Consider the following 25,353-nt stretch of genomic DNA (forward strand, 5'->3'; position numbering starts at 1 on the left):
GATCCGCGGCGGCTCGGCGCCGGGCGCCTGCCCGGTGGGCCGGGGCCACGCCGGAGCGGGTTCCGGGGCGGGCTGCGCGGCAGGCGCGGGAACGGGCGCCGACGTACCGAAGTCGGCGTGCGGCGCCCCCGGGTCCTCATCGAGGAACATTGGCCCGGACTCGTCCATCGCCGGGGCGGGCTGTGGGGAAGAAGAAGGGGACGGGGACGGAACCGGCGCCTCACCCGCGGCGGGCGCGGGCCGGCTCGTACCCGGCACCCAGGTGGAGCCGTTCCAGTAACGGATGTAGTTCGGGACCGAGGGGTCAGGGTAGTAGCCCGGGGCCGGGGACGCGGAGGAGGAACCGGAGGAGCCAGAAGTGGGAGCGCTCATGGTTCACGGAATCCGTATCTGCTCGGTCTGGGGGGTTTGTGACGTCCACATCTACCAGACGCGCGGGCCCGGCGTGACCGCCGTTCCCCGCGCCGCCCGGCATCGGAGGGCGTACTTGTCTTTACCCGTACGCGCCCCCTCGTGCCCGTGCTTCAGGAAATTTGAACCGAATCCCGTGAACCCGCGTAATGGTTGGAGTGGTACGCGCTCTCTCCTGGTGCAGGCCCCGGCGCAGCACCCGCTGCGCGTCACCGAAGACACCGCGGAACACGCGGAACGCGAACTGGGGCTGCCGCGCCGAGGAAAGGATGTCGAGTCGATGCACACCGTGGTGGAACGCGAACTGGAAATGCAGCTAGTGCTGTCGCCGGAGCGGAGCATCCCCGTACCCGCCAGGCTGGCCTATCGCACAGATGATCCCTTTGCCGTGCACATCACTTTCCACGTGGGCTCCGACACCCCCGTGAACTGGACCTTCGCCCGCGAGCTGATCGTGGAGGGGGTGTTCAGGCCGTGCGGTCACGGCGACGTACGGATCTGGCCGACGAAGGTCAACGGCCGCAGTGTGATCTGTCTGGCCCTCAGCTCCCCCGACGGCAACGCGCTGCTGGAGGCGCCCTCGTCGCCGGTCGCGGCCTGGCTGGAGCGGACCCTGCGGGTGGTGCCGCCGGGCACCGAGCACGAGCAGCTCGGCATGGACGACGGCCTCAGCCGGTTGCTCGCCCCGACCACGCGGGACGAGCTGTGGCTGAGCGATCCGTGGTCGGGGAAGGACGAGACGCCGGACGCGGGGGCGTGAGGGCCGGGCACGCCCGTCTCGGCCGTCTCGGCCCTCAGAACAGCTTGCCCGGATTCAGCAGCCCGAGCGGGTCGAAGACGGCCTTCACGCCGCGCTGCAACTCGACGCCGGTGGGCCCGAGTTCGCGGGCCAGCCAGTCCTTCTTGAGCAGGCCGACGCCGTGCTCGCCGGTGATGGTGCCGCCGAGCACGAGACCGAGCGCCATGATCTCGTCGAAGGACTCGCGGGCCCGCCGGGTCTCGTCGGGGTCGTGCGCGTCGAAGCAGACCACGGGGTGGGTGTTGCCGTCGCCCGCGTGCGCGCACACCCCGATCGTCAGGCCGAACTTGGCCGAGACGTCCGCGACGCCGTCCAGCATCTCACCGAGCTTCGCGCGCGGTACGCACACGTCGTCGATCATCATGGCCGTCGAGATCGTCTCCAGCGCCGTCAGCGACAGGCGGCGCGCCTGGAGCAGCATCTCGGACTCGGCGCTGTCCTCCGCGGGCACCACGTCGGTGGCGCCCGCCGCCGTGCACAGCTCGCCGACCGCGGCGAGGTCGGCGGCCGGGTCGGCGGTGTCGAAGGCGGCGAGCAGCATCGCCTCCGTGGTCTCGGGCAGGCCCATGTTCGCCATCGCGTTGACCGCGCGGACGGTCGTGCCGTCCATCAGCTCCAGCAGCGACGGCACATGGCCGCTCTCCATGATCGAGCAGACGGCGGCGCAGGCCGCGGCGGCCGAAGGGAATTCGGCGACCATGGCGAGCTGGCGCGGCGGCGCGGGCCGCAGCGCGAGGACCGCCTTCACGACGATGCCGAGGGTGCCCTCGGAGCCGACGAAGAGCCGCGTCAGGTCGTATCCCGCCACTCCCTTGGCGGTGCGCCGCCCGGTGGTCAGCAGCCGCCCGTCGGCCAGCACCACGTCGAGGCCGAGGACGTATTCGGCCGTGACCCCGTACTTCACGCAGCACAGGCCGCCCGCGCCGGTGCCGATGTTGCCGCCGATCGTGCACTGTTCCCAACTCGACGGGTCCGGCGGGTAGGACAGGCCGTGCTCGCCGACCGCCCTGGACAGCACGGCGTTGACGACGCCCGGCTCGACCACGGCGATCCGGTCGACCGTGTCGATCTCCAGGATGCGGTCCATCTTCACCAGCGAGAGCACGATGCAGCCGTCCATCGCGTTGGCGCCGCCGGACAGCCCGGTCCGCGCCCCCTGCGGTACGACCGGCGCCCGGTGCGCGGTCGCGGTCCGCATGACGTGCTGCACGTCCTCGGTGCTGCGGGCCAGCACGACCGCCGCCGGGGCGCCGACGGCGGAGAAGCTCGCCATGTCCTGGGAGTAGGCCGCGACGACGTCGGGGTCGGTCAGTACCGCCTCCGGCGGCAGGCCGCCGCGCAGTGCGGTGATCAGTTCATCGTGCATGTGTTCACCCTGACAGGCCGGGGTCCCGCCCTCAAGGGCGGGGCCCCGCAAGATCACAGGTTGAGATCACCGGGTGGGATCAGAGGTTGCCGCGCAGTTCCTGCTCCCGCTCGATCGCCTCGAACAGCGCCTTGAAGTTGCCCTTGCCGAAGCCCATGGAGCCGTGGCGCTCGATCATCTCGAAGAAGACGGTCGGGCGGTCCTGGACCGGCTTGGTGAAGATCTGGAGCAGGTAGCCGTCCTCGTCGCGGTCCACGAGGAGCTTGAGTTCGCGCAGCGTCTCGACGGGGACGCGGGTCTCGCCCGCCCATTCGCCAAGGGTGTCGTAGTACGAGTCGGGGGTGTCGAGGAATTCGACGCCGGCGGCGCGCATGGCGCGCACGGAGGCGACGATGTCGTTGGTGGCCAGCGCGATGTGCTGGACGCCGGGGCCGCCGTAGAACTCCAGGTACTCGTCGATCTGGGACTTCTTCTTGGCGACGGCCGGCTCGTTGAGCGGGAACTTCACCTTGAGGGTGCCGTCGGCCACGACCTTGGACATCAGCGCCGAGTACTCGGTGGCGATGTCGTCGCCGACGAATTCCTTCATGTTGGTGAAGCCCATGACCCGGTTGTAGAAGGCCACCCACTCGTTCATCCGGCCGAGTTCGACATTGCCGACGCAGTGGTCGATGGCCTGGAAGAAGCGCCGCTCCGGGGGCTCGACGACCGGCCCGGCGGCGACGAAGCCGGGCATGTAGGGGCCGTCGTAGCCGGTGCGGTCGACCAGGGTGTGCCGGGTCTGGCCGTACGTGGCGATGGCGGCGAGCACGACGGTGCCGTGGTCGTCCTTCAGCTCGTACGGCTCGGTGAGGCCGGTGGCGCCGTGCTCGACGGCGTACGCGTACGCGGCGCGCGCGTCCGGGACCTCCAGGGCGAGGTCGACGACGCCGTCGCCGTGGGCGGCGACGTGGTCGGCCAGGAAGCGGCCGTTGTCGGTGGCGGCCTTGATGACGGAGGTGAACACGAAGCGCGCGCCGCCCGACTCCAGGACGTAGGAGGCGGTCTCGCGGCTGCCGTTCTCGGGTCCCGAGTAGGCGACGCGGCGCATGCCGAAAGCGGTGGAGTAGTAGTGCGCGGCCTGTTTGGCGTTGCCCACGGCGAAGACGACGGCGTCCATGCCCTTTACCGGGAAAGCATCCTGGGTCTCAGTCATGACAAAAGCCTCCCGCCGCTTGTCAGGGTGCGCAATAGTTCCGGATTTGAGTGGACAGTCTGCACAGCGGAAGCGAGGATCGACGGGTCAATCTGTGCAGCATGACCACGGAAGGCGGCGGGGTGTGGGGATCGACGCGCTGGACGGGCGGCTGATCACGCTGCTGGACCGGGAGCCGCGGATCGGCGTCCTGGAGGCGTCCCGGCGGCTGGGGGTGGCGCGCGGCACGGTGCAGGCGCGGCTCGACCGGCTGAGGGCCAATGGGGTGATCCGCGGTTTCGGCCCGCAGGTGGACCCGGCGGCGCTCGGCTATCCGGTGACGGCGTTCGCCACCCTGGAGATCAAACAGGGCCAAGGGGCCGACGTACGGGCGCACTTGACCACCGTGCCGGAGGTGCTGGAACTGCACACCACGACCGGTCAGGGCGACATGCTCTGCCGTCTGGTGGCGCGTTCCAACGCCGATCTCCAGCGGGTGATCGACCGGGTTGTCGGCTTTGATGGGATCGTCCGGGCCGCCACGGCCATCGTCATGGAGAACCCGGTCCCGCTGCGGATCATCCCGCTGGTGGAGCAGGCGGCGCGCGACACGTAGACGCGCCACGCGGTCGAAGGAGACGGGGAGGTGGCGGCGCGGTGAGTTTCTGGCAGTACCTCTCCAACCGGCACCAGCAACTGCTCACCGACGCGTTCCAGCACGCCAGCGCCGTGTTCCAGTGCATGGTGCTCGCCACCGTGATCGGCGTCCTGATCGGTGTCCTGACCTACCGCAGCGACTGGGCGGGCAATCTCGCGGTCACCTCGACCGCGACCATCCTCACCATCCCGTCGCTGGCCCTGATCGGTCTGCTGATCCCGGTCCTGGGCCTCGGCGTGCCGCCGACGGTGACCGCGCTGACCCTGTACGGGCTGCTGCCGGTCGTCCGCAACTCCATCGTCGGGCTGCGGGGCGTGGACCCGGCGCTGGTGGACGCGGCCAAGGGCATCGGCATGTCACGGGTGTCCCGGCTGCTGCGGGTGGAGCTGCCGCTGGCCTGGCCGCCGATCCTGACCGGTATCCGGGTCGCCACCCAGATGCTGATGGGTATCGCGGCGGTGGCCGCGTACGCCTCGGGGCCGGGCCTGGGCAACGAGATCTTCCGCGGCATCGCGTCGCTGGGCAGCGCCAACGCGCTCAACGAGGTGCTGTCCGGCACGCTCGGCATCATCGTCCTCGCGCTGCTCTTCGACGCCGCGTACGTGGGGCTCGGCCGTCTGACCATTCCGAGGGGGATCCGTGTCTGAGCAGTGGTCACCGCATGACCAGGAGCAGGGCCAGGAGCAGGGCCGGGAGCAGGGCCGGGAGCAGGAGCAGGGCCGGGACCGGCCGGCGCCCACCGGGGTGGCGGGCGCCACCATCGAGCTGGAGAACCTGACCAAGCGCTATCCGGGCAGCCAGGACCCGGCCGTGGACAGCGTCAGCATGGAGATCAAGGCCGGTGAGACGGTGATCTTCGTGGGACCTTCGGGCTGCGGCAAGTCCACCACGCTGAAGATGATCAACCGGCTGATCGAGCCGTCGTCCGGGCGGATCAGGATCAACGACGAGGACGTCACCGCGATCGACCCGGTCAAGCTGCGCCGCAAGGTCGGGTACGCGATCCAGTCGTCCGGCCTCTTCCCGCACATGACGGTCGCGGAGAACATCGCGCTGGTGCCGAAGATGGTCGGCTGGAGCAAGTCGCGGGTCAAGGACCGGGTCGAGGAGATGCTCGACCTGGTGGGCCTGGACCCGCGGGAGTTCCACGGCCGCTACCCGCGCCAGCTCTCCGGCGGACAGCAGCAACGCGTGGGCGTCGCGCGGGCGTTGGCGGCCGACCCGCCGGTGCTGCTGATGGACGAGCCGTTCGGCGCGGTCGACCCGATCACCCGCGACCACCTCCAGGACGAACTGATCAGGCTCCAGCACGAGTTGCACAAGACGATCGTCTTCGTCACCCACGACTTCGACGAGGCGATCAAGCTCGGCGACCGGATCGCGGTGCTGCGCGATCACTCGCACATCGCCCAGTTCGACACGCCGGAGGCCATTCTCACCAATCCGGCCGACGACTTCGTGTCCGGTTTCGTCGGCGCCGGCGCGGCGCTCAAGCGGCTCAACCTCACCCGCGTGCGCGATGTCGGCATCGCCGAATTCCCCGCGGTGGGCGTCGACGAGCCGTTGCAGTCGATCTTCGAACGGCTGCGCACCAGCCAGCACAACGAACTGCTGCTGCTCGACCGGCGGCGGCGCCCGTACAAGTGGCTGCGGCGCGGCGATCTGATGCGCGCCAAGGGGTCGTTGGCGCGGGCGGGCACGATCGTGCACGACACGGTGACCCGGGACGCGACGCTGCGGGACGCGCTGGAGGCGGTGCTGACCGACAGCGGCGGGCGGGTGGCGGTGACCGGGCGGCGCGGCGAGTTCGTGGGCGTGGTCGACATGGAGACGCTGATGAATTCGGTGCAGGAGATGCTGGAGGCCGACCGGCTCACCGCGATGGAGCACCAGCACGAACTGGCGGAGTCGCTGGCCGGGCAGGGGCACGAGGAGGAGCGGGCACGCGCCGAGCAGGAGGGCGCGGCGGGCGCGGAGCCGGCGTCATGAGCCCGGACAGGCCGGACCGCGCGACGGGGGCGAGCCGCGCCGACGGCGACCGGTCCCACCCGTCGGGCCGGGACACCCGCGACGCCGGGGAGCGCCGTCCGCCCGGCGAGCACGAGGTGCGCGGCCTCGCCTTCCGCGACGACGACGGCGGCGAGGAACACGCGGAGCGCGAGGAGCACGAGAGCGGTCCCGCGCCCGCCGCGACCAAACCGAAGCCCAAACTGACCTGGCAGAAGCTGGTGTTCACCCCGGCGGTGCTGGCCGCCGTGCTGCTCGCCACGTATCTGTGGATCACCAACATCCACCTGGACGCGATCGAGCACAATTCGCTCGACGACGGCAATGTGCAGCTCCGGCTCTGGCAGCACGTGAAGCTGACCGCGATCTCCACCTTCTGGGTGCTGGTGATCGCGATCCCGGTCGGCATCGCGCTGACCCGGCGGCGGCTGCGCAGGGTCGCGCCGTTCGTGACCGCGCTGGCCAACATCGGCCAGGCCACCCCGGCGATCGGCCTGCTGGCGCTGCTGGTGATCTGGCTGGGCATCGGCGCCCGCACCGCGATCATCGGCATCGTGGCGTACGCGGTGCTGCCGGTGCTCTCCAACACCGTCGCGGGGCTCAAGGCCATCGACCCGACGCTGGTGGAGGCCGCGCGCGGCATCGGCATGTCGGCGCCCGGCGTGCTCGCCAAGGTCGAGCTGCCGCTCGCCGTACCGCTGATCCTCGCGGGCGTGCGGACCGCGCTGGTGCTCAACGTCGGCACCGCCACGCTGGCCACCTTCGGCGGGGGCGGCGGCCTCGGCGACCTGATCACCTCCGGCATCGTCAACCAGCGGATGCCGGTGCTGATCCTCGGCTCTGTCCTGACGGTGGTGCTCGCCCTGTTCGTGGACTGGCTGGCCTCGGTCGCCGAGCAGTTGATGCGGCCCCGCGGCCTGGAGGTGACGGCATGAGGCGGCGCGGCGGCCGTACGGTGGCGGCCGGACGTACGGCGTCGGTCGCTCGTACGGGGCTCGTGGCGCTCTGCGGTGCCGCGCTGCTGGCGTCCTGCGGGCTGACCAGCGGCAGCCCGCTGGTGGACAACGTCAAACCGGGCTCGATCGGGCAGGGCGAACCCCTCAAGGGCGCCCATCTGGTGATCACGTCCAAGAACTTCAGCGAGAACATCATCCTGGGCGAGATGATCGGCCTCGCCTTCAAGGCGGCGGGCGCGAGCGTGCTGGACCGGACGAACATCACCGGCTCGATCGGCGCCCGCGAGGCGGTCAAGTCCGGTCAGGCGGACGCGATGTACGAGTACACCGGCACCGCCTGGATCACGTATCTGGGGCACACGGAACCGATCAAGAACCCGCGCGCGCAGTGGCAGGCCGTGCACGACGCGGACCTGAAGAACGGCCTCACCTGGCTGCCGCCGTCCACGCTGAACAACACGTACTCGCTCGCCGTCAGCCAGCGCAACAACGCGAAGTACCACCTCAAGACGCTCTCCGACGTGGCCGCGCTGGCGAAGAAGGACCCCAAGGCCGTGACGCTGTGCGTGGAGAACGAGTTCGCCTCCCGGCAGGACGGGCTGCCCGGCATGATGAAGGCGTACGGCATGGACATCCCCAGCTCGCGCATCCAGAAGATGGACGCGGGGATCATCTACACCCAGGTGAACAAGAGCGGTTCCTGCCTGCTGGGCGAGGTGTACACCACCGACGGCCGCATCCAGTCGATGCACCTGACCGTCATGGCGGACGACAAGCACTTCTTCCCCAACTACAACGCGGCGCCGGTCATCTACAGCAAGGCGTTCAAGAAGTACCCGGCCATCGCGGGGCTCCTCGACCCGATCAGCGCCAAGCTGGACACGGCGGTCGCGCAGAAGCTCAACGCCCAGGTGGACGTGGACGGGCAGGACCCGCACGACGTGGCGAAGAAATGGCTGATCGCGGAGGGCTTCATCAAGAACGGGTGAGGGGCCCTGCGGGGCTCCCCCGGTACAGCTGGGGCTCCGGCTCACGAGTGGATGCAAAGCTGTTTTGCAAAAGAGCGTTGCAAAGGTGCTTTGCACGCGCTTAGGGTGGTGTCCATGACGGACAAGAAGGACGCGGTGCCGATCGGCCCGATCTCGGACGAGGATCTGCTGACCCTCGACGCCAGGTCGCTGCGCGGCCTCGCCCACCCGCTGCGGATGCGGCTGCTGGCCGCGCTGCGCGACCGCGGCCCCGCCACGGCCTCCCAACTCGCCGACCGGCTCGGCGAGTCCAGCGGCGCGACCAGCTACCACCTGCGCCAGCTCGCCTCGTTCGGCCTGGTCGAGGACGATCCAGGGCGCGGCACCGCGCGCGAGCGCTGGTGGAAGGCGGTGCACCGGGGCCAACGCTTCGACAGCATCGGGGAGTTCGTCCGGCACCCCGACCCCGAGGTGCGCGCCGCGATGAGCACCTTCCTCGTCGAGCACGCCACCAGCAGCGCCGAGCAGGTGGCGACCTGGATGAGCACGATGCACACCTGGCCGAAGGTCTGGCAGGAGGCGTGGGACTCCAGCCGCTTCACGCTGCGCCTCACGCCGCAGGACGCGGTGGAGCTGAGCGAGCGGGTGCACGCGCTCGTGGAGTCCTTCCGCGAGCGGGAGACGGACGGGCCGGAGGGTGAGCGGGTCCGGGTGCAGTTCCACGAGTTCCCGATCGCGTCCGACTGACCCCGCTCCCCCGTACCGCGCGCGCCGACACCGCGGCCGCAGCCGTATCGGTATCCGTATCCGTATCCGTACCGGCTCCGTGAATCCGTCGCTGCGTAGCTCCGTAACTGCGTAGCTCCGTCACTCCGTCACTCCGTCACTCCGTCTCAACGCCCAATCGTCACGGGGGAATTCGCCATGCCCGCACGCACCGCGATACCGCACGTCCACCAACGGCCCGACGGGTCGGGACCGGCCCGCGACCGGCGCCCGCTGGGGGTGCTGCTGGCCGCCAACGTGGTCTCGATCGCCGGGAACATGCTCACCGTCGTCGCCGTCCCGTGGTTCGTGCTGGAGACCACCGGGAGCCCGGCGCGGGCCGGTCTGGTCGCCTTCGCGGCCACCTTGCCTGTGGTCCTCGCCGCGATCCTGGGCGGCCCGCTGATCGACCGGCTCGGCTACGCGGTCACCAGCGTCGTGTCGGACGCGGTGTGCGCGGTGGCCATGGCGGCCGTACCGCTGCTGCATCTGACCGTCGGGCTGCGCTACTGGGAACTGCTCGCGCTCGTCGGCGTCAGCGGCCTGTTCCACGCACCCGGCGAGACCGCCCGCGAGGTGCTGATGCCCCGGCTCGCCGAACGCGCCGACACCACCGTGGCGCGGGCGTCGAGCGCGTACGAGGGCGCGTCGCGCGGCGCCCGTATGCTCGGCGCCCCGCTGGCGGGCGTGCTCATCTCGGTGCTGGGCGCCACCAATACGCTGCTGGTCGACGCGGTGACCTTCGCGGTGTCCGCGGTGCTGATCGGGATCGGGGTACGGGACCGGACGCCGACGCCGTCCGAGGGGTCCGTTGCCGAGGGGTCCGGCGGCTACCGGGCCGAACTGCGCGAGGGATTCGCCTACTTGGTGGCCGCGCGGCTGCTGTTCGCCATCGTGCTCATGGTGATGGTGACCAACGCGCTCGACCAGGCGTGGTCGGCGGTCCTGCTGCCGGTCAACGCCCGCGAGCACCTGGGCGGCTCGGTGAGCATCGGCCTGGTCGCCGGGACCTTCGGCGGCGGCGCGCTGATCGGCTCACTGACGTACGGCGTCGTCGGCCACCGGTTGCCGCAGCGCGGCCTCTACATCGGCGCGTTCCTCGTCTGCGGCTTCCCCCGGACGGCCGTCGCCGCCTTCGTGCCCGGTCTGACCCCGCTCCTGGTCACCTGCGCGGTGTGCGGGCTGGCCGCCGGTGTCCTCAACCCGATGATCGGGACCGAGATGGTCCGCCTGGTCCCCGAGCGGCTGCGCAGCCGCGTCTTCGGCGCCGTCACCTCCGGCGTCCTGGTCGCCGTCCCGCTGGGCGGCCTACTCGGCGGCTTCCTCGTCCAGTACGCGGGCCTGCGGACGGCCATGGCCACCGTCAGCGCCGTCTATCTGCTCACCACGCTGAGCCCGCTCGCCCTGCCCGCCTTCCGGCACTGGACCGACGAACCCGCCGACACGCCCTAGCAGGTCGGCAGCTTTCCGCCCTTGTCCAGGGCGGCCAGGGCCGCCAGCGCGCCGTCCAGGTCGTTGACCGGGACCAGCCGGAGCCCGTCGGGCAGCTCCGCCTTGGCGTCGGAGCACTCGCCGCGCGGTACGAGGAAGACGGTCGCGCCGTCGCGGCGCGCGGCCTGCTCCTTCAGCGGCACCCCGCCGACCGCGCCGACCTTGCCCGAGGCGTCGATGGTCCCGGTGCCCGCGATGGTCCGGCCGCCGGTGAGGTCGCCGCCGTGGCCGTCGCCGTTGATCTTGTCGATGATGCCGAGTGCGAAGAGCAGCCCGGCGCTGGGGCCGCCGACGTCGGCGAGCTGGAGGTCGACCTTCACCTTGGACGGTGAGAGCCCGAGGTGCGTGAGCGCGGCCGTCGTCGCCGCGTCCTGCGAGTCGGTCATCTCCTTGCGGTTCGCCTTCTCGATCTCCTTCACCGAGCCGCCGCTGGGATAGACCGAGTCGCGCGGCATCGCCGCCTGGTCTTTCTTGAACCACGCCTTCAGCACGTCGGTGACGTGCACCGACGCGTCCGGTGACGTCGCCTGGATCGTCACCATCCGCAGTTGCCCGCTCGTCTTGCGCACCGGTGTCCCGCTCACCGTGATCACCTGCGTCCCCTGGTCCGCCCCCAGCACGTTCGCCGTCAGCCCCGGCTCCACGATCGAGATCGGGAGCGGGGCCAGGGCCGCGACGGCCAGCAGCCCGGCCGTGACTGCTCCGCAGACGGCCAGAGTCACGGTCCGCCGGGAGACGCTGCTTCTACGCATGCCGCCGACCCTATTTCACGCCCCTCGGCCATGCGGCCACGCCCCCGCACGACCAGTCCCCCCTCAGAGGCGCGAGAACCCGCCCGACCAGCCCCCACCGGCCCGGTGGTAACCCGCAGAACCGTCGTAGCCGAGCACGCAGGCTCCGCACACACCCAAGACCAGCACCCCGCCAGGGGCGCGGGGAACCGCGCGACCAGCCCCCACCTGCCCGGTGGCCCGAAAACAACCGAACCGCCCCACCCCGACCAGCGGTGACCCACAGAAACACCCCGGCCAAGCACGCAGGCCCCCGCGCCCCCGAAAAGACCGGCCCGCCGCCCCCGGCGAAGGAACCCCTCAGGGGCGGCGGGCCCCAAGAAAACGCGTGGCAGGCACGCCGGCGAAGGAACCGCCCCAGGGCCGCGCCCGTGAAGATGCGTGGCCGGCGCCACCGGCGAAGGACCCGGCACGGGCCCGGGGGCCTGGCGGGGGCGCCCTTGTGGGGAGGCTCAGCGCCGTAGCGTAAGGCGTCCTAGCGCAAGGCGTCGGCGACCTCCGTGGCGGCCTCCACGACGCGCGCGCCAACCCTCTCGGGGACCGAGTCGGCGAGCATGACGACGCCGACGCTCCCCTCGATGCCGGGGACGCCCAGGAGGGGCGCGGCGGCCCCGCTGGCGCCGGCCTCCAGCTCGCCGTGGGTGAGGACGTACCGGACCGGCTCGGTGGCGGTGACGGTGTGGGCGGCGGGCGGCCCCTCGGCGGGCCGGCTGCCCAGGGACTCCTCGTCGACGAAGCGCTCCCAGCGCGACCCGTCGGGCGTCGGCTGCATGCCACGCCCGGCGAGGATGGCGCGCCCGGCGGCCCCGCGGTCCAGCGGGTGCCGGAAGCCGGTGCGATAGGCCACGTGGTAGTCGGTCCAGGTCGGCTCCACGACGGCGACGGCGAGCGCCTCGCTGCCGTCGACGAGGGTCAGGTGGGCGGTCGCCCCGATCTCCTCGGCGAGCGAGCGCAACGCGGGCAGTGCGGCCTCGCGCAGCAGCGGGTGCACCTGGTGGGCCAGACCGAGCACGCCCAGTCCGACGCGCGCCCGGCCGCCGAGGTCACGGCGGACCAGCGAATGCTGCTCCAGCGTGGCCAGCAAGCGGTAGACCACCGTCCGGTTCACACCGAGTTTGGCGGCCAGCTCGGTCACCGTCAGGCCGTGGTCGGTGTCGGCGAGCAGCTTGAGAACCCGCAGGCCCCGGTCAAGCGTTTGAGACGTCTCCGCGGTCACGACGCCCCCTCCTCGTAGGCGGCGGCCATCTCCACGGCGGTAACGCACTGCCGGTCCCGCGGCAGTGCGCGGAGAGGCCGCCGGTAGTCGTCATACCGGCTGCGCTCCGCGGCTGCACTGCCACGGCGCGTGCGTGACCGGCACCGTAGCGAGCGGGTACCGCTCAGCGGAAGGGGTCGTCCACAATCCGGGCGCTTGCTTGACCCGACCTTGGAGATCCACCCTCTACAATACGGCCGACATCATCGCATTCGGGTCGCCCACTCCTGCACCTTCTTGATCCGCTCGCCGAGCTGCCCCGCCGTCGCCTCGGCGCTCGGCGGCCCGCCGCACGCGCGGCGCAATTCGGTGTGAATCACCCCGTGCGGCTTACCGCTCTGATGGTTGTACGCGGCCACGAGCGTGTTCAACTGCTTGCGCAGTTCGAGCAGTTGGCGGTGGGTGACGATCGGGCGCCGCTCGGCGGGGAGTTCGAGCAGATCGGCCTCTTCGTCCGGCTTCTTCCGGCTGTGGGCGATCTGCCGGGCCTGCCGCTTCTGGAGCAGTATCTGGACCTGGTCCGGTTCGAGGAGGCCGGGGATGCCGAGGTAGTCCTGCTCCTCCTCGCTGCCCGGATGCGCCTGCATGCCGAACTCGGCCCCGTCGTACAGCACCCGGTCGAAGACCGCGTCGGACTCCAGCGCCTCGAAGGGCAGCATGTCCTCCTCGGTGTCCTCGTCCTCGGCCTTCTCCGCGTCCGCGAGGAGCTTGTCCTCCTCCGCGAAGGGGTCCGCCCCCTCCTCGTCACCTCGCTTCTTTGGATTGTCGAGCACGTGGTCGCGCTCGACCTCCATCTCGTTGGCGAATTCCAGCAGCATCGGGATGGTCGGTACGAACACCGACGCCGTCTCGCCGCGCCGCCGCGACCGTACGAAACGGCCCACGGCCTGCGCGAAGAACAGCGGCGTCGAGATCGTCGTGGCGTACACGCCGACCGCGAGGCGGGGGACGTCGACGCCCTCCGACACCATCCGGACCGCGACCATCCAGCGGTCCTCGGACTCGCCGAACTTCTCGATCCGCTTGGAGGAGCCGGGGTCGTCGGAGAGCACGACGGTCGGCTTGTGCCCGGAGATCTCCTTGAGGATCTTGGCGTACGCGCGGGCCGACTCCTGGTCGGTGGCGATCACCAGGCCGCCCGCGTCCGGGATGCCCTTGCGGACCTCGGTCAGCCGCTGGTCCGCGGCCTTCAGCACGTTCGGGATCCAGTCGCCGGTCGGCGCGAGCGCGGTCCGCCACGCCTGCCCGATCGCGTCCCTCGTCATCGGCTCGCCCAGCCGCGCCGCGATCTCGTCGCCCGCCTTGGTGCGCCAGCGCATGTTGCCGCTGTAGCTGAGGAAGATCACCGGGCGGACGACGCCGTCGTTGAGCGCGTTGCCGTACCCGTACGTGTAGTCGGCGGCGCTGCGGCGGATGCCGTCGTTGCCCTCCTCGTACACCACGAACGGAATCGGATTCGTGTCCGACCTGAACGGCGTCCCGGTCAGCGCCAGCCGCCGCGTCGCCGGGTCGAACGCCTCCAGGCACGCCTCGCCCCACGACTTGCTGTCGCCCGCGTGGTGGATCTCGTCCAGGATCACCAGCGTCTTGCGCTGCTCGCAGCGGTTGCGGTGCAGCATCGGCCGCACCCCGACGCCCGCGTACGTCACCGCGACGCCGTGGTACTCCTTGCCGACGGGGCCCGCGCTGTACTCCGGGTCCAGCTTGATCCCTATCCGCGCCGCCGCGTCCGCCCACTGCGTCTTCAGGTGCTCGGTGGGCGCCACCACCGTGATCTGCTGCACCAGGTGGTTGTGGAGCAGATACGACGCCAGCGACAGCGCGAAGGTGGTCTTCCCCGCGCCGGGTGTCGCCACCGCGAGGAAGTCCCGCGGCTGCTTGGCGACATACGCGTCGATGGCCCCCTGCTGCCAGGCCCGAAGCTTGTTCGCCGTCCCCCAGGGCGCGCGCCCGGGGAAGGCGGGAGACAGGTGGTGCGGGTGCGATGCGGCGGTGGTAGTCACGGTCTCCGTTGAGGTTCGTCTCGCGGCGGGTCGATAACGGGGCGGCGGCCGATCTGCGGCGGGCCGGCGGGTCGGCGGGTCGGTACGAAAACCGCCTCAGCCTACCGGCCGCGGGCCGCCGTTCCCGGGTTGACGCCGCCGCGCCGGGACGGGTGCGACTCAGGTCACAGTCCGCCCGGTGCCGCGGGGTCCGCCTGCGGTCGTACGGCGTCCGGTGTGGCGTCCCGTACGCCGTCGTGCGGGGTTCGCGGCTCCCCGCCAGGCCCTTCGCCGAGCCTGCACAGGACGTCCGCGTGCCGCGCGGCAACGGACTTCCCGACCTCGCCCATTCGCGCGTTTCTGTCCCCCAGCCAGGCCAGAACCGCCTCGCGCGCGAGCTCTTCCGGAGATGTACCGAGCCCGTGGGCGAGGCTGGTCAAGGCGCGCAGCTCCACCGCGGTGAGGTCGATCGTCAGTTGAGGCACCCCGTCAGCGTAACGATCACGCGCTGCCCGCTCCGACCTTTTTCGGGCGCAGCCGGCCCGCCACCACCGCGCCCACCAGGGCCAAGGCGGCGGCCGGGAGGAAGACGGCGGCGAAGGCGGCGGGGTGGGACGTGGCGGCGGCCGTATGGGTGCCCGCGTCGGCCGCGGCGCCGACGGTGCCGCCGCCCAGCGCCGCGAAGACGGTGCCGGCGGCGGCGACCAGGAGGACGTTGGACAGGGCATCGGAGACCTGGAGGGCGGCGGAGTTGGCGCCGGCCTCCGCGGGGGCGGACTGCTCCAGCATCAGGACGCTGAGGGTGGAGATGACCAGGCCCATGCCGAGGCCGCCCGCGCACCAGGCGACGGCCACGATCCAGACCGGTACGGACTGGACGAGGGCGAGGGAGGCGCCGCAGATGGCGGCGGCGGACAGCACCATGCCGCACTGCGCGAGGCGTTCGCGGATCGGGGCCAGACGCGGGCGGGCCTGGACGTACGAGCCGAGCGCCCACGTGAGCCCCGCGCCCGCCAGCGACAGGCCCGCCATGGTGGCGGACAGGCCGCGCTGGGTGACCAGCATCAGCGGGATGAAGCTCTCGGCGGCGATGAAGGTGCCCGCCGCGATCCCGCGCATCAGGATAACCGTGGGCAGCCCGCGCACCGCGCGGAAGGTGCCGGGCGGCAGCAGCCGCAGCGCGGACGGTACGAGCAGCACGATGCCCGCGACGGCCGGTATCACCGAGAGCGGACTGATGTCCTGGCCCGCGTACTGCAACAGCGCCGCGCCCGTCGCGAGCGCCACCGCGTACCAGATCCGCCGCCCGTCACGTACGGGCGGCGCGACCGGCTCGGGGGCCTCGGGCAGCGTCCCGGGGGCCGGGTCAGGGGCGTGCGCGGCCCGCCGCAGGGGCGGGAGCATGACGGCGAGCGGCAGCGCCACCAGGACCGGGATGGCCAGGAACACCCAGCGCCAGCCGAGTTGTTCCGTGACCGTCCCCGACACCAGCGGCCCGACGATCGAGGGCACCACCCACGAGGCCGCGAAGGCCGCCATCACCGAGGGCCGCAGCCGTTCCGGATACGCCCGGCCGACCACCACGTACAGCGCGACGATCACCAGCCCGCCGCCGAGCCCCTGCACGGCCCGGCCGAGCACGAACGGCCACATCGACTGCGCGGTCCCGCTGATCACCAGCCCCGCCGCGAAGCCGCCGATGCCCGCCGCCAGCGGCGGCAGCGGCCCCGACCGGTCGCACCACTGCCCGCTGACCACCATCGCGAGCAGCGACGTCGTGAAATACCCCGAGAACGCGAACGCGTACAGTCCGAGACCGTCCAGCTCCCGCGCCGCGATCGGCATCGCCGTCCCCACCGCGGTCGCCTCGAACGCGATCATCAGCACCACCGACACGATGCCCAGGGTCAGCGCGCGGTACGACCGCCCCATCACGCCTTCCAGGGCGTCCGGGGCGGTCTCGGGGTCGATTCCAGAAAGCCGCTGGTCACGGCGAGTGTCGGAGGCAGTCACCAGCCAAGAGTAAGGGGCATCAGCCCCTTTCACCCCTGCCCTGCGACCGCCTTTCCCTCCGCCTTTCGCCCTACGCCCCGCCCCCGTCCCGCCCCCGTCCCACCCCCGTTCCCGCCCCCGTTCCCGCCCCGGCCCGCACCCCGTTCGTGAACGCCGTATGGCAGTCCCGTTGCACCCCCTCCCCCACCCTTGACCCACCCCCGCCCCACCCGCGAAGGTCGAACCACACCGCACACACACCTGGCCGTGTGCCCGAGTGGTTGAGGGACTCGCCTGCAAAGCGAGTTACGCCGGTTCGATTCCGGTCACGGCCTCCATGTAGACGCCTGACCTGCACGTTCTAGGTCAGACAAGCTCTCTCCATCGGTGATGGCACCCACCGAAACTGGGCTAGGCAAGTCGCTTGGACTCCTTGGACTTGCTTAGGCCCTGACACCAGGGAGCCTCCCGTGCCAGCCAGGAAGACACCTCTCCGCAGTGCCGTCAGAGCCACTGAGAGCCAGACAGAGCAGACGACCACAGCCGTACCCGCACCTCTCAGGGTCGTACAGGGACAGTCAGGCTCAGACCTCCGTACAGCGATGCTGGATGAACTGGACCTGCACCTCAGCACGACCAACAACCGGTATGGCAGGCCGTACCAGCGGAAGACCATCAACGCCTACCGGTTCGCTGGTGTGGCTCTCCATAACTGGATGACGGAGACCTCTATAGAAGGGGGCTTCACGGCCGTAAGTACGGCCGATCTGAACCGCTTCTTCCGGTGGCACTACCAGACTCACGACCTGCCCAAGAGCCAAGACGGCAAGGGTGGATACACCGGAGGAACGAACACCCTGCAACGCAACCTCCGTCCCCTCTTCCGGTACCTGGCAGAGGAGTACGACCAGTCGAACCCGTACGACAGTCCCAAGCTCCACCGGTACGCCACTCCCCCTCTGGGCAAACCCAAGACCCTCAGTGCCGAGTTCGTTGAGGACGTGCTCAAGGTGACCGGCAACGGTTCCTCGAAGGTGCGCGACTTCGAGACTGTCAGGGATCACGCGATGATCCGGGTTCTTACGGAGGGACTGAGAGCCGAGGAACTTTTGAATCTCCGTGTCCAGGATCTAGACCTGACCAATCACACGGCACTCGTTGTGCCGCTCAAGGGCAACAGGAATAGTGCGGACGGCAGGACCATTCCTCTGCAGCCCAAGACGGTGAAGGCCCTGACACGGTATCTCAGAGTGCGTTCCACTCATGCTCTATCTGAGTCGAGCGGTTGGCTGTGGCTGGGCACACGGTCACGCAAGGAGATGCGGTACATGGGTCTCTACCGGATGGTGAAGAAGAGGGCGGAAGAAGCTGGGTACGAACCTGCCGCCGTGACCCCTCACTCTTTCTGCCACACGTGGGCAGATGACCTCATGACAGCAGGGGTCTCCGGGGAGAACATTATGGCCATTCGAGGGTGGAAGAGTCCGAGCATGCTCCGTAGATACGGGGCTGACATGGCTTCCGCACGTGCCGTGAATGCCGTTCAGCGACTCGGCGACAGGTACTAGCTCTCATCCGGAGAGGGGCCTCTATTGAGGCCCCTACTCCTTCAAGGCGATGAGCCAAGAAGCACAACCCGTGAGGCACCTTGAGGGGAAACTGATTTGATAAAATGGGGCATCGTGCTATTCTTAGAGGTGAGGAAGTGTGCCCAAAAGTAAGGGGCATGCTTCCTCTTCTCATGTGGTGTTGTGTTCCGGTAATGCTCGGCACTAGCTGAGCTAGCCAAGCAGTCTCGAACTGGTTCGAGACTCACAGTAGTGCCTCGGTCGCCCTGCTCAGTAGGGGGGATCGGGGCACTACTCATTTGCAGACAGGACGTACAACACCACCCACCCCGTTCTGGGGGATTTCTTTAACCACAGCACGTACCACATCAAGGAGTATTGAGATGGCCCGACGCCACTACGCAAAGACCGACACCGGCTATCGCTGCGTCTCTTGCCGACAGGAGTTCGCCGAGAAGGAAGATCTAGGCAGGCACTACACGCTACTAGGGAAGTGCATCAGTCCTGTCGTCCTAGGACTCACTATCGATCTCAACGTGAACCACCGCTATTGGACTAAGGCAGCGTGAGACATGGCTCTACACACCAGTCAGGCACTAGCGCCAGGCATGGGCTATATGACTCCCTAAGGGTCTCTCGCGGCACGGCCTAACAACTATATAGACCTACGGCACGCAGGCTTTGAGGCAGGCTCTCAGAGCCTTTTCTCATATCTGTCTGCCGGTAGGGATGCAACACCGATTATGGGCAGGGTGCTCGTCGGCCCCGCTCATCCCTGTAAGCGAGCACAACACCATGAATGCAGGAGTTCTCAATGAAGCACTGAACAAGTGCGTAGCCCTATCCGATGACGGTATTCAGTGTGGACAGGTCGGCAGTAGCAGGACAGGGATTCCATTCCCCATGCCTCTCTGCGAACGACATGGAGCCATGCGCTACACGTACGACACAAAGAGATACCGCAACAAACTCATGCAAAGGATCGAGGAAGCTGGATCTTTCACACACGTCCCCGGTTTCACTTACGTGGCTGAGCTACCCGATGGATTGCTGAAGATTGGATCTAGTGGAAACAGAGTTGGCAACCACGGTAAGCCAACCTTATCCAACCGATGGAAGGCTATCTCTGGGGAGTTCAAGCTGAGCCACCCAGAGAACTACATGATTCGACCTATCGCAGTTCTAGATGGAGGAATCTCCCAAGAAGCACTACTCCATGAGAAGTGGGCGGACCTGAGAATCGATGACAAGTACGGAGAGAGGTTCAAGCCGGACCCCGAACTAATCTCTTGGGCTAAAGATCAAGGTTACACGCCCAATGCAGCCGATGCCATCAACGATTACAGGGGTTGGCACACGTTACAGACCGGAAAGATTGAAAAGAAAAAACGAGAGGACCAGTTGTGGCTACCAGGATTAGCGGGACCGAGCTAAGGAACGAGATGGCGGATGTCCTGAGGAAGGTGACGCAAGCTGACGAAGTAATAGAGATCACTAGGTACGGGAAGACCGAAGCCTACGTGATCTCTTCCAGCAGGTATGAGCGTCTGACCCGGAACCTTTTCACCAACGACTAACGCCAGTGCTTAAAGCTACCGTACCAAAGGAATATCGATATGAAGAACGCGTGTGCAGGACCGGCGTGCACTAAGGACGCATGGAGTAAGGATCTCTGCTCCACTCACTATCAGCAGCAGCGTAGGGGCAAGGAACTGAGCCCGGTTGTGAAACAGCGGAACCGGTGGGAGAACGGGGAGAAGATTTGCCCTGCCTGTGGAGACAAGAAAATTGAGACCGAATACGGCAACCTACCTAATGGCCGCAGGCAGTCTCATTGTCTTGAGTGCGAACGACACAGGGACGCTGATAGGCGTGCATCGAAGAAGAGGCAGGATCTAGCAACACAGCTTCGCCTGTTTGGAATCAGGTACAGCAGGTACAGCGAGGATGGAGTAACTGTCGTCACGATTGCCGAGAGGGATAGGGAGCTAGCAGAGACCCGAGGCATTCAGCTTCCCTGATATCCACTCTTCGACTCAGAACTAACAATCACACATGAGATATAGGGGCCGCTATAGCGGCCCTCTCTCATACCCAGACAAGGAGAAGAAACATGAGCAACACCTTCGGCATCAAGCGACTAGCCGACGTAACACCATCAAGTGAGACTCCATTCCTCATTGAAGGACTGATCCACCGAACCGCAACCATGATCTATGGACGTCCTAAGGCCGGTAAGTCGTTCGTCGCCCTGTCCGCAGCAATGGCGCTCGGAGAGGGAACACCATGGCTAGGCAGGAAGGTCGAAGCTAGGAACACGCTTCTATGGGCCCTCGATCCAGGACAGGAAGACGAGACCTGGCAACGATTCAATACAGCCAATGGAGCTAAGGACTCTCGACTCTTCATCACCGACGTGAGGCCGGAAGACACTGACGACTGGTGGGAAGAGTTCTCCGATGTACTTGTGTCGTCTGGCGTGGAAGTCCTGATCGTTGACAACCTGTCCGCCCTACTAGGACGCGGTAGCTATAACAACGATGCAGATGTGAGGCCAGCACTCGGACGGCTACAGGCTCTCCTAGACGAGGGTATTGCCATCGTGCTTGTTCATCACTCTGGCAAGTTCAATGAGGAGACCGGCTCACAGAAGAGCCCCATGGGTTCCACTGCTATTGAGGCATGGGGAAGGCAGTTCATTCAAGTGACCGACGACCAAGAGCTCAGGGTTCTCAGGGTCTACGGAAACAACACTCCCGAGAGGGAACTAGGCGTTGCCCTGGACTTCACAGGAGAGGGAGACGACGGAGCATTCGTCACGTTGATTGGCGAGGAAGAGACGGTAGCAACGTCGGCCGAGCATGACGAACTGGTGAGCAGGGCTAAGGCCCGTTGGGACAACCGCAAGGACAGGCAGAAGAAGCAAGGACGTTCTCCACAGCAGAAGGGGAGTAAGCCACAAGAGAACACGCCTCAGCAGGCACCACGACCACACGGGATTCCGGAGCGCATCAAGGATGCCCTTAAGGACAGGCCAGAGGGTATGAACTGGTCTCAGCTCAAGAACTGTGTCCAGGGGGCAGCACAGGCCAAGTCTGATGCAGCCAAGAGGATGGTAGAGAAGGGAGAGCTGACCCTAGAGAAGCGAGGCAACCAGTCCATCTACTGCCTGGCTAGCTGACCGTTCTCCGGAACTGTTCCTGTTCTTCTGTTCCCCCCTTGCATATATAGAACGGAAGAACAGAACACTTCCGCTCTCTATCTGCTACCCCCGAATGAAGACTCTCTCGCAGTGACGGCAGGGACCTCCCGCTAGGGCGGGTCCCTCCTGCCTTGAGACCGGAGGAAAAAGAAGGGAGGGGCAGTCTCAGGTCTGCGAAGAAGCACGGCGGGCTAGTGCAATTGGTACAGGGGCCTACGGCCCGACGTACTACTAGCACGGTCAGCGCCAGGGTCTAGGTGCTCAACCAGTCTTCACGAGCGGGCCTTGTAAGGCCCGCTACCTAGACAGAGAGAAGTAGACCAGCCTTGTTCCCCTCCGATGATCGGTCGCTTAAGCGACCGATTTCAGCATTCCAACACTTTTAGGAGCACACTTACATGAACATCACCGCAGAACTGAAATCCGTTACTCGCACTCGGAAGGTTCTTAACTCTATGCTCTGGCTCATCGTTGCTGGAGCAGTCTTCTATTCACTGATGACCAGCACTCCCCTTGTCTCGGCCCACTCCCAATGGCCGTGGTCCGGATGGGTTCTAGGGTTACTTACTGACGCTGCATTCATCCTGACTATCTCTGCTGATGCGGTCCTATCTAGGCACGGGATGAACGGAGGAGGGTGGGCAGTTACCTTCCGATGGGTTACGGGCCTAGCTTCCCTGTTCCTGAACACTTGGGACTCTGTAGCTAGCCGGGATTGGGTTGGGGTAGCCATCCACTCCATTGCTCCGTCTGTCCTTGTGTGTGCCGCCGAGGTAGCGCCAAGCTACCGAAGGAGGTTCAGGGACCTTGAACTAGAACTATCAGATTCACAGGTTCGAGGTTCAGAGCCGGTGGTTCAGAGTTCCAAGGTTCACCCTGGCGCAGGTTCACACGTTCCAACTGATCTGACAGGTTCAAAGGTTCAGTCGGCTCGTGGTTCTAGTTCACAGGCTCAGGCTGGTTCACCTCTGAGTTCAGGTTCACTGGTTCAGGTTCAGACTGGTTCTTCCTCCGGTGAAAGTTCAGGTTCAAACGGCGAGGTAATCCGAGCCGGGTTCATGAACAAGAGGAGTGCCAGTGAAGTAGCTCGGGAGATCAACGTCAGCGCTTCTTACGTCTCTAGGAAGTACAAGGAATTGCGAGAGGGGCTAGCTCTCACTGCATGAGAAAGGGGCTGCCTTATGGCAGCCCTACTCTCAGCACGATACAAACAGCGTGCGCTAGTACAACTCGCTCAGTGCCGCTTCCGGACCTTCTGGGTTCCCATCGCTCTTGATGCGTGCAACGTAGTAGCCAGTCTCAACGGCTAGCGCCAAACTGTCGGTGTACTCGTTCTTCGCAGATGCGATATAGGAGATGATCCCGTTATTCACAATGGGATGCGTCTGCCCCTTGCGGTGCCACTTCGGCTCACGAATCTCCAGTTGTGCAATAGTCCAGCCAACCACAGCCTCAAACAGCATGTTCTTACCTGCCGCTATACCGATAGGATCTGGCGCCTTAGTCAATCTTTCGAGAAGCAGCAGGACGTAAGGCGATGTCTCATCTACTGCAACCTGTGACAGCCCCGGACTCTGTTCAAGCAATTGCTGTGCCGTAGAACCTAGGTTCATTGCTTGTTGCCACTCCTTGCTTTTGAGATTACGTGCCCATGCGGCAAGGAACATCCGGTTACGCTTCATCTGAGGTCGAACGACCGGCGTATAGGGGGTCTCTGATTCGGTCGATCTTCTGCGGCTGAACAGGCCCATGTTCCCTCTCCTGCGACGTGTGAACGCACGGAGTATGGCAGGCAGCTCACGGGTAGGGGCCCAGTTTCCCGTTCCTGCAACTACCAGTCCTTGACGGGCTGCACATGCAGCCCGGAGCATCGAACCGGACACCAACGGAGAGGGGAAGCTGATGCAGGTCACCATGCTCGCCAAGACGTGCGACAAGAAGGACTGCCCCACGCTGTACGCAACAGACAGGGGAACGCTGCTGGTTCAGGGCTACACCGGAGATGAGCACGGGCTCACGGTGCCCCAAGGTGAGGGAGTCGTTGAGATCCCTGTCGAGCTGTTGAAGAAAGCCATTGCCGATGGGGTCATCTAAGACGCTCGGGGATCTCTTCGACACCTTCGAGCATGAGGCGTTCAGACTTGAGACCCTGGACGACTACAGCAAGTCCGGGAGCGTAGACGCCTACCAATCGTTTCTGGCAGGCGAAGCTCAGCCGGACGACTACAACGCCGACTGGGTGAAAGAGGTTCGGGAGGCAACAGCCGCCGGTAAGCGGATCTACCGGGTACATGTGCTGAGCCGTCCTCTGACTCCTTATCTCCGGTTCGAGCTCGGCTGGGGCTACCGGAAGAACATGACCGGAGGAGAAGAGTTCTTCATCCTGGACACCACGGAGCAAGCCAACCCCCTCATAGGAGTTGATGACTTCTGGTTGTTCGACAGTGAAGACGTGGCCGCTATGAGCTACGACACCGAGGGCAAGTTCCTGGGTTCTGACGTTCTTCCTCCGGTCAGGACAGCAGAGTTCATCAGGTACAGAGACACGGCTCTCGCTATAGCGGAGCCGTTCATTGAGTGGTGGGAGCGGCACGGAGAAGAGTGAGGAAGACCGAGCTTGGTGAAGCGCTGCGGGAGCTACGGAAGGCATCTGGTAAAGAGGCCAAGACCGTTGCCCGCAGTGCTGTCATGTCTGCAAGCAAGCTCAGCAAGATTGAGACGGGCAAGCTAGCTCCGAGTGTCGTGGACGTAGAGAGCATCCTCACTGCCGTTGGTGTCTCCGAGGAAGTCAAAGCGGAGTACATGGAGGCAGCTCGTGCTGCCTCTACTGAGGTAATGGCTTGGCGTCTGCTAGCTCGCATGGGCTATCACAAAGGACAACAGCAGGCTCAAGCTCTCGAAGCTCAGATGTCTCTGCTCCGACTTTTTCAGCCTGCTCTGATTCCTGGGCTTCTCCAGACTCCCGAGTACATCAGGGCTGTGATTGCAAGGCATGGGCTGACAGAAGACTCCCAAGCTCGGACCATGGCTGCGCGACTCGAACGGCAGAAGGTTCTCTATGACAGCAGTAAGCAGCTCCGGTTCATCATCACTGAGTCTGTCCTCCGTTGGAGGATTACCTCCTCGCCCATCATGGCCGGACAGATAGATAGACTGATCTCCCTATCTCGGTTGCCTAACATAGACGTTCGCATCGTTGCTCAGTCGGCACCGCAGAACGACTTTCCTTCTCACTCCTTTGTGATCAGAGATGACAGGCTTGTAACTGTCGAGACCGTTCATGCTGAGGTAGTTGTTACGGACCCTCGGGACGTCAAGGAGTACGCAGACAAGTTCGAAGGATTCTCCTTGGTTTCAGTTTCCGGAGATGAGATGCGGGTCATGCTGGGAGCCATCAGGGATGAGTTCTTGCGCGAACAGGAAACTGGCTAAGCGCTGCATCTGTGCACCCTGACAATCAATGCATGGAAAGTGAAGAGACAGGCCCCGCACTGACCATCACCGTGTATCGGATCGACCCTGAGACCGGAGAGAAGGTTGTCATCAGACCTCGGCGTCTGGTCAAGTCAACCGGTCCCCTTGTGTGCTCGACGTTCCCACCGTGCTCCTGCCCCAAGTGCTTAAAGGAACGAAGGTAGACTGAATGGGCATGCTCAACGCATGCCCTCATGCAATAACCGGGGGAAAGTAGATGCTAGTCAGGCTTAGGTGTCGGTTCTTCCGGATTTTCGCTGAGGAGTGCTTCATATGCCCATGATATTACCGACGGGTAACTAGCCCCACCCCCTGCCCTCAACGCCCCCGCACTCGCTGTGACTACGGCAGAACCATGAGTGTAGATATTTATGGTGGAATTTTTTGGGGACTCAGAGCTACAGCTACTGCCGGATTTAATAACCCTGGGGTACAAATGTCCGGGTTGGCTTCTGCTGGTGTGAGGGCCGGGCTTCATTCTCTCCTCGGTATCC

General features: G+C 66.2%; 24 protein-coding genes and 1 tRNA gene. 16 read left to right on the plus strand and 9 right to left on the minus strand.

Going from position 1 to position 25,353, the window contains the following annotated elements; genetic code table 11:
- On the minus strand, positions 1 to 372 hold a 372-nt coding region (locus BGM09_RS25475; RefSeq protein ID WP_188284041.1), incomplete at its 3' end, for a DUF2510 domain-containing protein.
- A 319-nt stretch (positions 373 to 691) separates the two neighbouring features.
- On the opposite strand from BGM09_RS25475, the gene BGM09_RS25480 reads away from it, so the two are divergent.
- The gene (locus BGM09_RS25480) at positions 692 to 1,171 is read left to right on the plus strand and encodes an SsgA family sporulation/cell division regulator (protein WP_188284090.1); all 480 of its coding nucleotides are present in this window, start codon (positions 692 to 694) and stop codon (positions 1,169 to 1,171) included.
- 34 nt (positions 1,172 to 1,205) lie between these two features.
- Here the strand turns inward: BGM09_RS25480 and BGM09_RS25485 are convergent, their stop codons facing one another.
- Positions 1,206 to 2,576 carry an FAD-binding oxidoreductase gene (locus BGM09_RS25485; protein WP_188284042.1) on the minus strand — a complete coding sequence of 457 codons (1,371 nt, stop codon included), beginning with the start codon at positions 2,574 to 2,576 and terminating at the stop codon, positions 1,206 to 1,208.
- A 79-nt stretch (positions 2,577 to 2,655) separates the two neighbouring features.
- Positions 2,656 to 3,771 carry a 4-hydroxyphenylpyruvate dioxygenase gene (gene hppD, locus BGM09_RS25490; RefSeq protein WP_188284043.1) on the minus strand — a complete coding sequence of 372 codons (1,116 nt, stop codon included), beginning with the start codon at positions 3,769 to 3,771 and terminating at the stop codon, positions 2,656 to 2,658.
- Between the two features lie 124 nt (positions 3,772 to 3,895).
- Here hppD and BGM09_RS25495 point away from each other — a divergent pair, with 124 nt between their 5' ends.
- From BGM09_RS25495 to BGM09_RS25525, 7 genes are all read left to right on the plus strand, one after another.
- A complete protein-coding gene (locus tag BGM09_RS25495) occupies positions 3,896 to 4,366 on the plus strand; it encodes an Lrp/AsnC family transcriptional regulator (protein ID WP_093716663.1) in 471 nt (156 codons plus the stop codon).
- Between the two features lie 41 nt (positions 4,367 to 4,407).
- Complete coding sequence (locus BGM09_RS25500) at positions 4,408 to 5,055, plus strand: ABC transporter permease (protein WP_188284044.1); 648 nt, start codon at positions 4,408 to 4,410, stop codon at positions 5,053 to 5,055.
- Positions 5,056 to 5,152: 97 nt separating this feature from the next.
- A complete protein-coding gene (locus BGM09_RS25505) occupies positions 5,153 to 6,397 on the plus strand; it encodes a betaine/proline/choline family ABC transporter ATP-binding protein (protein WP_317452897.1) in 1,245 nt (414 codons plus the stop codon).
- Complete coding sequence (locus BGM09_RS25510; protein WP_188284045.1) at positions 6,394 to 7,350, plus strand: ABC transporter permease; 957 nt, start codon at positions 6,394 to 6,396, stop codon at positions 7,348 to 7,350. The genes BGM09_RS25505 and BGM09_RS25510 overlap by 4 nt, the downstream gene beginning before the upstream one ends.
- On the plus strand, positions 7,347 to 8,360 hold the full coding sequence (locus BGM09_RS25515; RefSeq protein ID WP_188284046.1) for a glycine betaine ABC transporter substrate-binding protein: 1,014 nt from the start codon (positions 7,347 to 7,349) through the stop codon (positions 8,358 to 8,360). Before BGM09_RS25510 ends, BGM09_RS25515 begins: the two co-directional genes overlap by 4 nt.
- A gap of 114 nt (positions 8,361 to 8,474) precedes the next feature.
- On the plus strand, positions 8,475 to 9,086 hold the full coding sequence (locus BGM09_RS25520; RefSeq protein ID WP_188284047.1) for a winged helix-turn-helix domain-containing protein: 612 nt from the start codon (positions 8,475 to 8,477) through the stop codon (positions 9,084 to 9,086).
- Positions 9,087 to 9,263: 177 nt separating this feature from the next.
- The gene (locus BGM09_RS25525) at positions 9,264 to 10,556 is read left to right on the plus strand and encodes an MFS transporter (RefSeq protein ID WP_188284048.1); all 1,293 of its coding nucleotides are present in this window, start codon (positions 9,264 to 9,266) and stop codon (positions 10,554 to 10,556) included.
- Here BGM09_RS25525 and BGM09_RS25530 read toward each other — a convergent pair.
- From BGM09_RS25530 to BGM09_RS25550, 5 genes are all read right to left on the minus strand, one after another.
- Entirely contained in the window at positions 10,553 to 11,347 is a 795-nt protein-coding gene (locus BGM09_RS25530) for a S16 family serine protease (protein WP_188284049.1), read from the minus strand. The two genes, BGM09_RS25525 and BGM09_RS25530, sit on opposite strands and share 4 nt — an antisense overlap.
- A 514-nt stretch (positions 11,348 to 11,861) precedes the next feature.
- The gene (locus BGM09_RS25535; RefSeq protein WP_188284050.1) at positions 11,862 to 12,602 is read right to left on the minus strand and encodes an IclR family transcriptional regulator; all 741 of its coding nucleotides are present in this window, start codon (positions 12,600 to 12,602) and stop codon (positions 11,862 to 11,864) included.
- Positions 12,603 to 12,844: 242 nt separating this feature from the next.
- Positions 12,845 to 14,644 carry a DEAD/DEAH box helicase gene (locus BGM09_RS25540; protein ID WP_188284051.1) on the minus strand — a complete coding sequence of 600 codons (1,800 nt, stop codon included), beginning with the start codon at positions 14,642 to 14,644 and terminating at the stop codon, positions 12,845 to 12,847.
- A 164-nt stretch (positions 14,645 to 14,808) separates the two neighbouring features.
- Positions 14,809 to 15,108 carry a hypothetical protein gene (locus BGM09_RS25545; RefSeq protein ID WP_188284052.1) on the minus strand — a complete coding sequence of 100 codons (300 nt, stop codon included), beginning with the start codon at positions 15,106 to 15,108 and terminating at the stop codon, positions 14,809 to 14,811.
- Positions 15,109 to 15,124: 16 nt separating this feature from the next.
- A complete protein-coding gene (locus tag BGM09_RS25550) occupies positions 15,125 to 16,555 on the minus strand; it encodes an MFS transporter (RefSeq protein WP_188284091.1) in 1,431 nt (476 codons plus the stop codon).
- A 323-nt stretch (positions 16,556 to 16,878) separates the two neighbouring features.
- Here BGM09_RS25550 and BGM09_RS25555 point away from each other — a divergent pair.
- The 5 genes from BGM09_RS25555 to BGM09_RS25575 all read left to right on the plus strand — a co-directional run bounded on the left by BGM09_RS25555 (position 16,879) and on the right by BGM09_RS25575 (position 21,364).
- Positions 16,879 to 16,953: transfer RNA gene (locus BGM09_RS25555), tRNA-Cys, on the plus strand.
- A gap of 264 nt (positions 16,954 to 17,217) precedes the next feature.
- A complete protein-coding gene (locus BGM09_RS25560) occupies positions 17,218 to 18,183 on the plus strand; it encodes a tyrosine-type recombinase/integrase (RefSeq protein ID WP_188284053.1) in 966 nt (321 codons plus the stop codon).
- Between the two features lie 795 nt (positions 18,184 to 18,978).
- Positions 18,979 to 19,617 carry a hypothetical protein gene (locus tag BGM09_RS25565; RefSeq protein ID WP_188284054.1) on the plus strand — a complete coding sequence of 213 codons (639 nt, stop codon included), beginning with the start codon at positions 18,979 to 18,981 and terminating at the stop codon, positions 19,615 to 19,617.
- Positions 19,618 to 19,625: 8 nt separating this feature from the next.
- Positions 19,626 to 19,760, plus strand: a complete 135-nt coding sequence (locus BGM09_RS39220; protein ID WP_188284055.1) for a type II toxin-antitoxin system prevent-host-death family antitoxin — start codon at positions 19,626 to 19,628, stop codon at positions 19,758 to 19,760.
- Positions 19,761 to 20,296: 536 nt separating this feature from the next.
- Positions 20,297 to 21,364, plus strand: a complete 1,068-nt coding sequence (locus BGM09_RS25575; RefSeq protein WP_188284056.1) for an AAA family ATPase — start codon at positions 20,297 to 20,299, stop codon at positions 21,362 to 21,364.
- Positions 21,365 to 22,605: 1,241 nt separating this feature from the next.
- Here BGM09_RS25575 and BGM09_RS25580 read toward each other — a convergent pair.
- Entirely contained in the window at positions 22,606 to 23,136 is a 531-nt protein-coding gene (locus BGM09_RS25580) for a hypothetical protein (RefSeq protein ID WP_188284057.1), read from the minus strand.
- A 151-nt stretch (positions 23,137 to 23,287) separates the two neighbouring features.
- Between BGM09_RS25580 and BGM09_RS25585 the strand changes: the two genes are divergently transcribed.
- The 3 genes from BGM09_RS25585 to BGM09_RS25595 are packed head-to-tail and all read left to right on the plus strand — an operon-like array spanning position 23,288 to position 24,817.
- A complete protein-coding gene (locus tag BGM09_RS25585; RefSeq protein WP_188284058.1) occupies positions 23,288 to 23,479 on the plus strand; it encodes a hypothetical protein in 192 nt (63 codons plus the stop codon).
- Positions 23,466 to 23,990, plus strand: coding sequence for a DUF6879 family protein (locus BGM09_RS25590; RefSeq protein ID WP_188284059.1), 525 nt, complete (start codon positions 23,466 to 23,468; stop codon positions 23,988 to 23,990). The genes BGM09_RS25585 and BGM09_RS25590 overlap by 14 nt, the downstream gene beginning before the upstream one ends.
- Positions 23,987 to 24,817, plus strand: coding sequence for a helix-turn-helix domain-containing protein (locus BGM09_RS25595; RefSeq protein ID WP_188284060.1), 831 nt, complete (start codon positions 23,987 to 23,989; stop codon positions 24,815 to 24,817). The genes BGM09_RS25590 and BGM09_RS25595 overlap by 4 nt, the downstream gene beginning before the upstream one ends.
- Positions 24,818 to 25,353: the final 536 nt, after the last annotated feature.

The organism is Streptomyces sp. CBMA29 (genome assembly GCF_014596445.1).
Classification (GTDB): domain Bacteria; phylum Actinomycetota; class Actinomycetes; order Streptomycetales; family Streptomycetaceae; genus Actinacidiphila.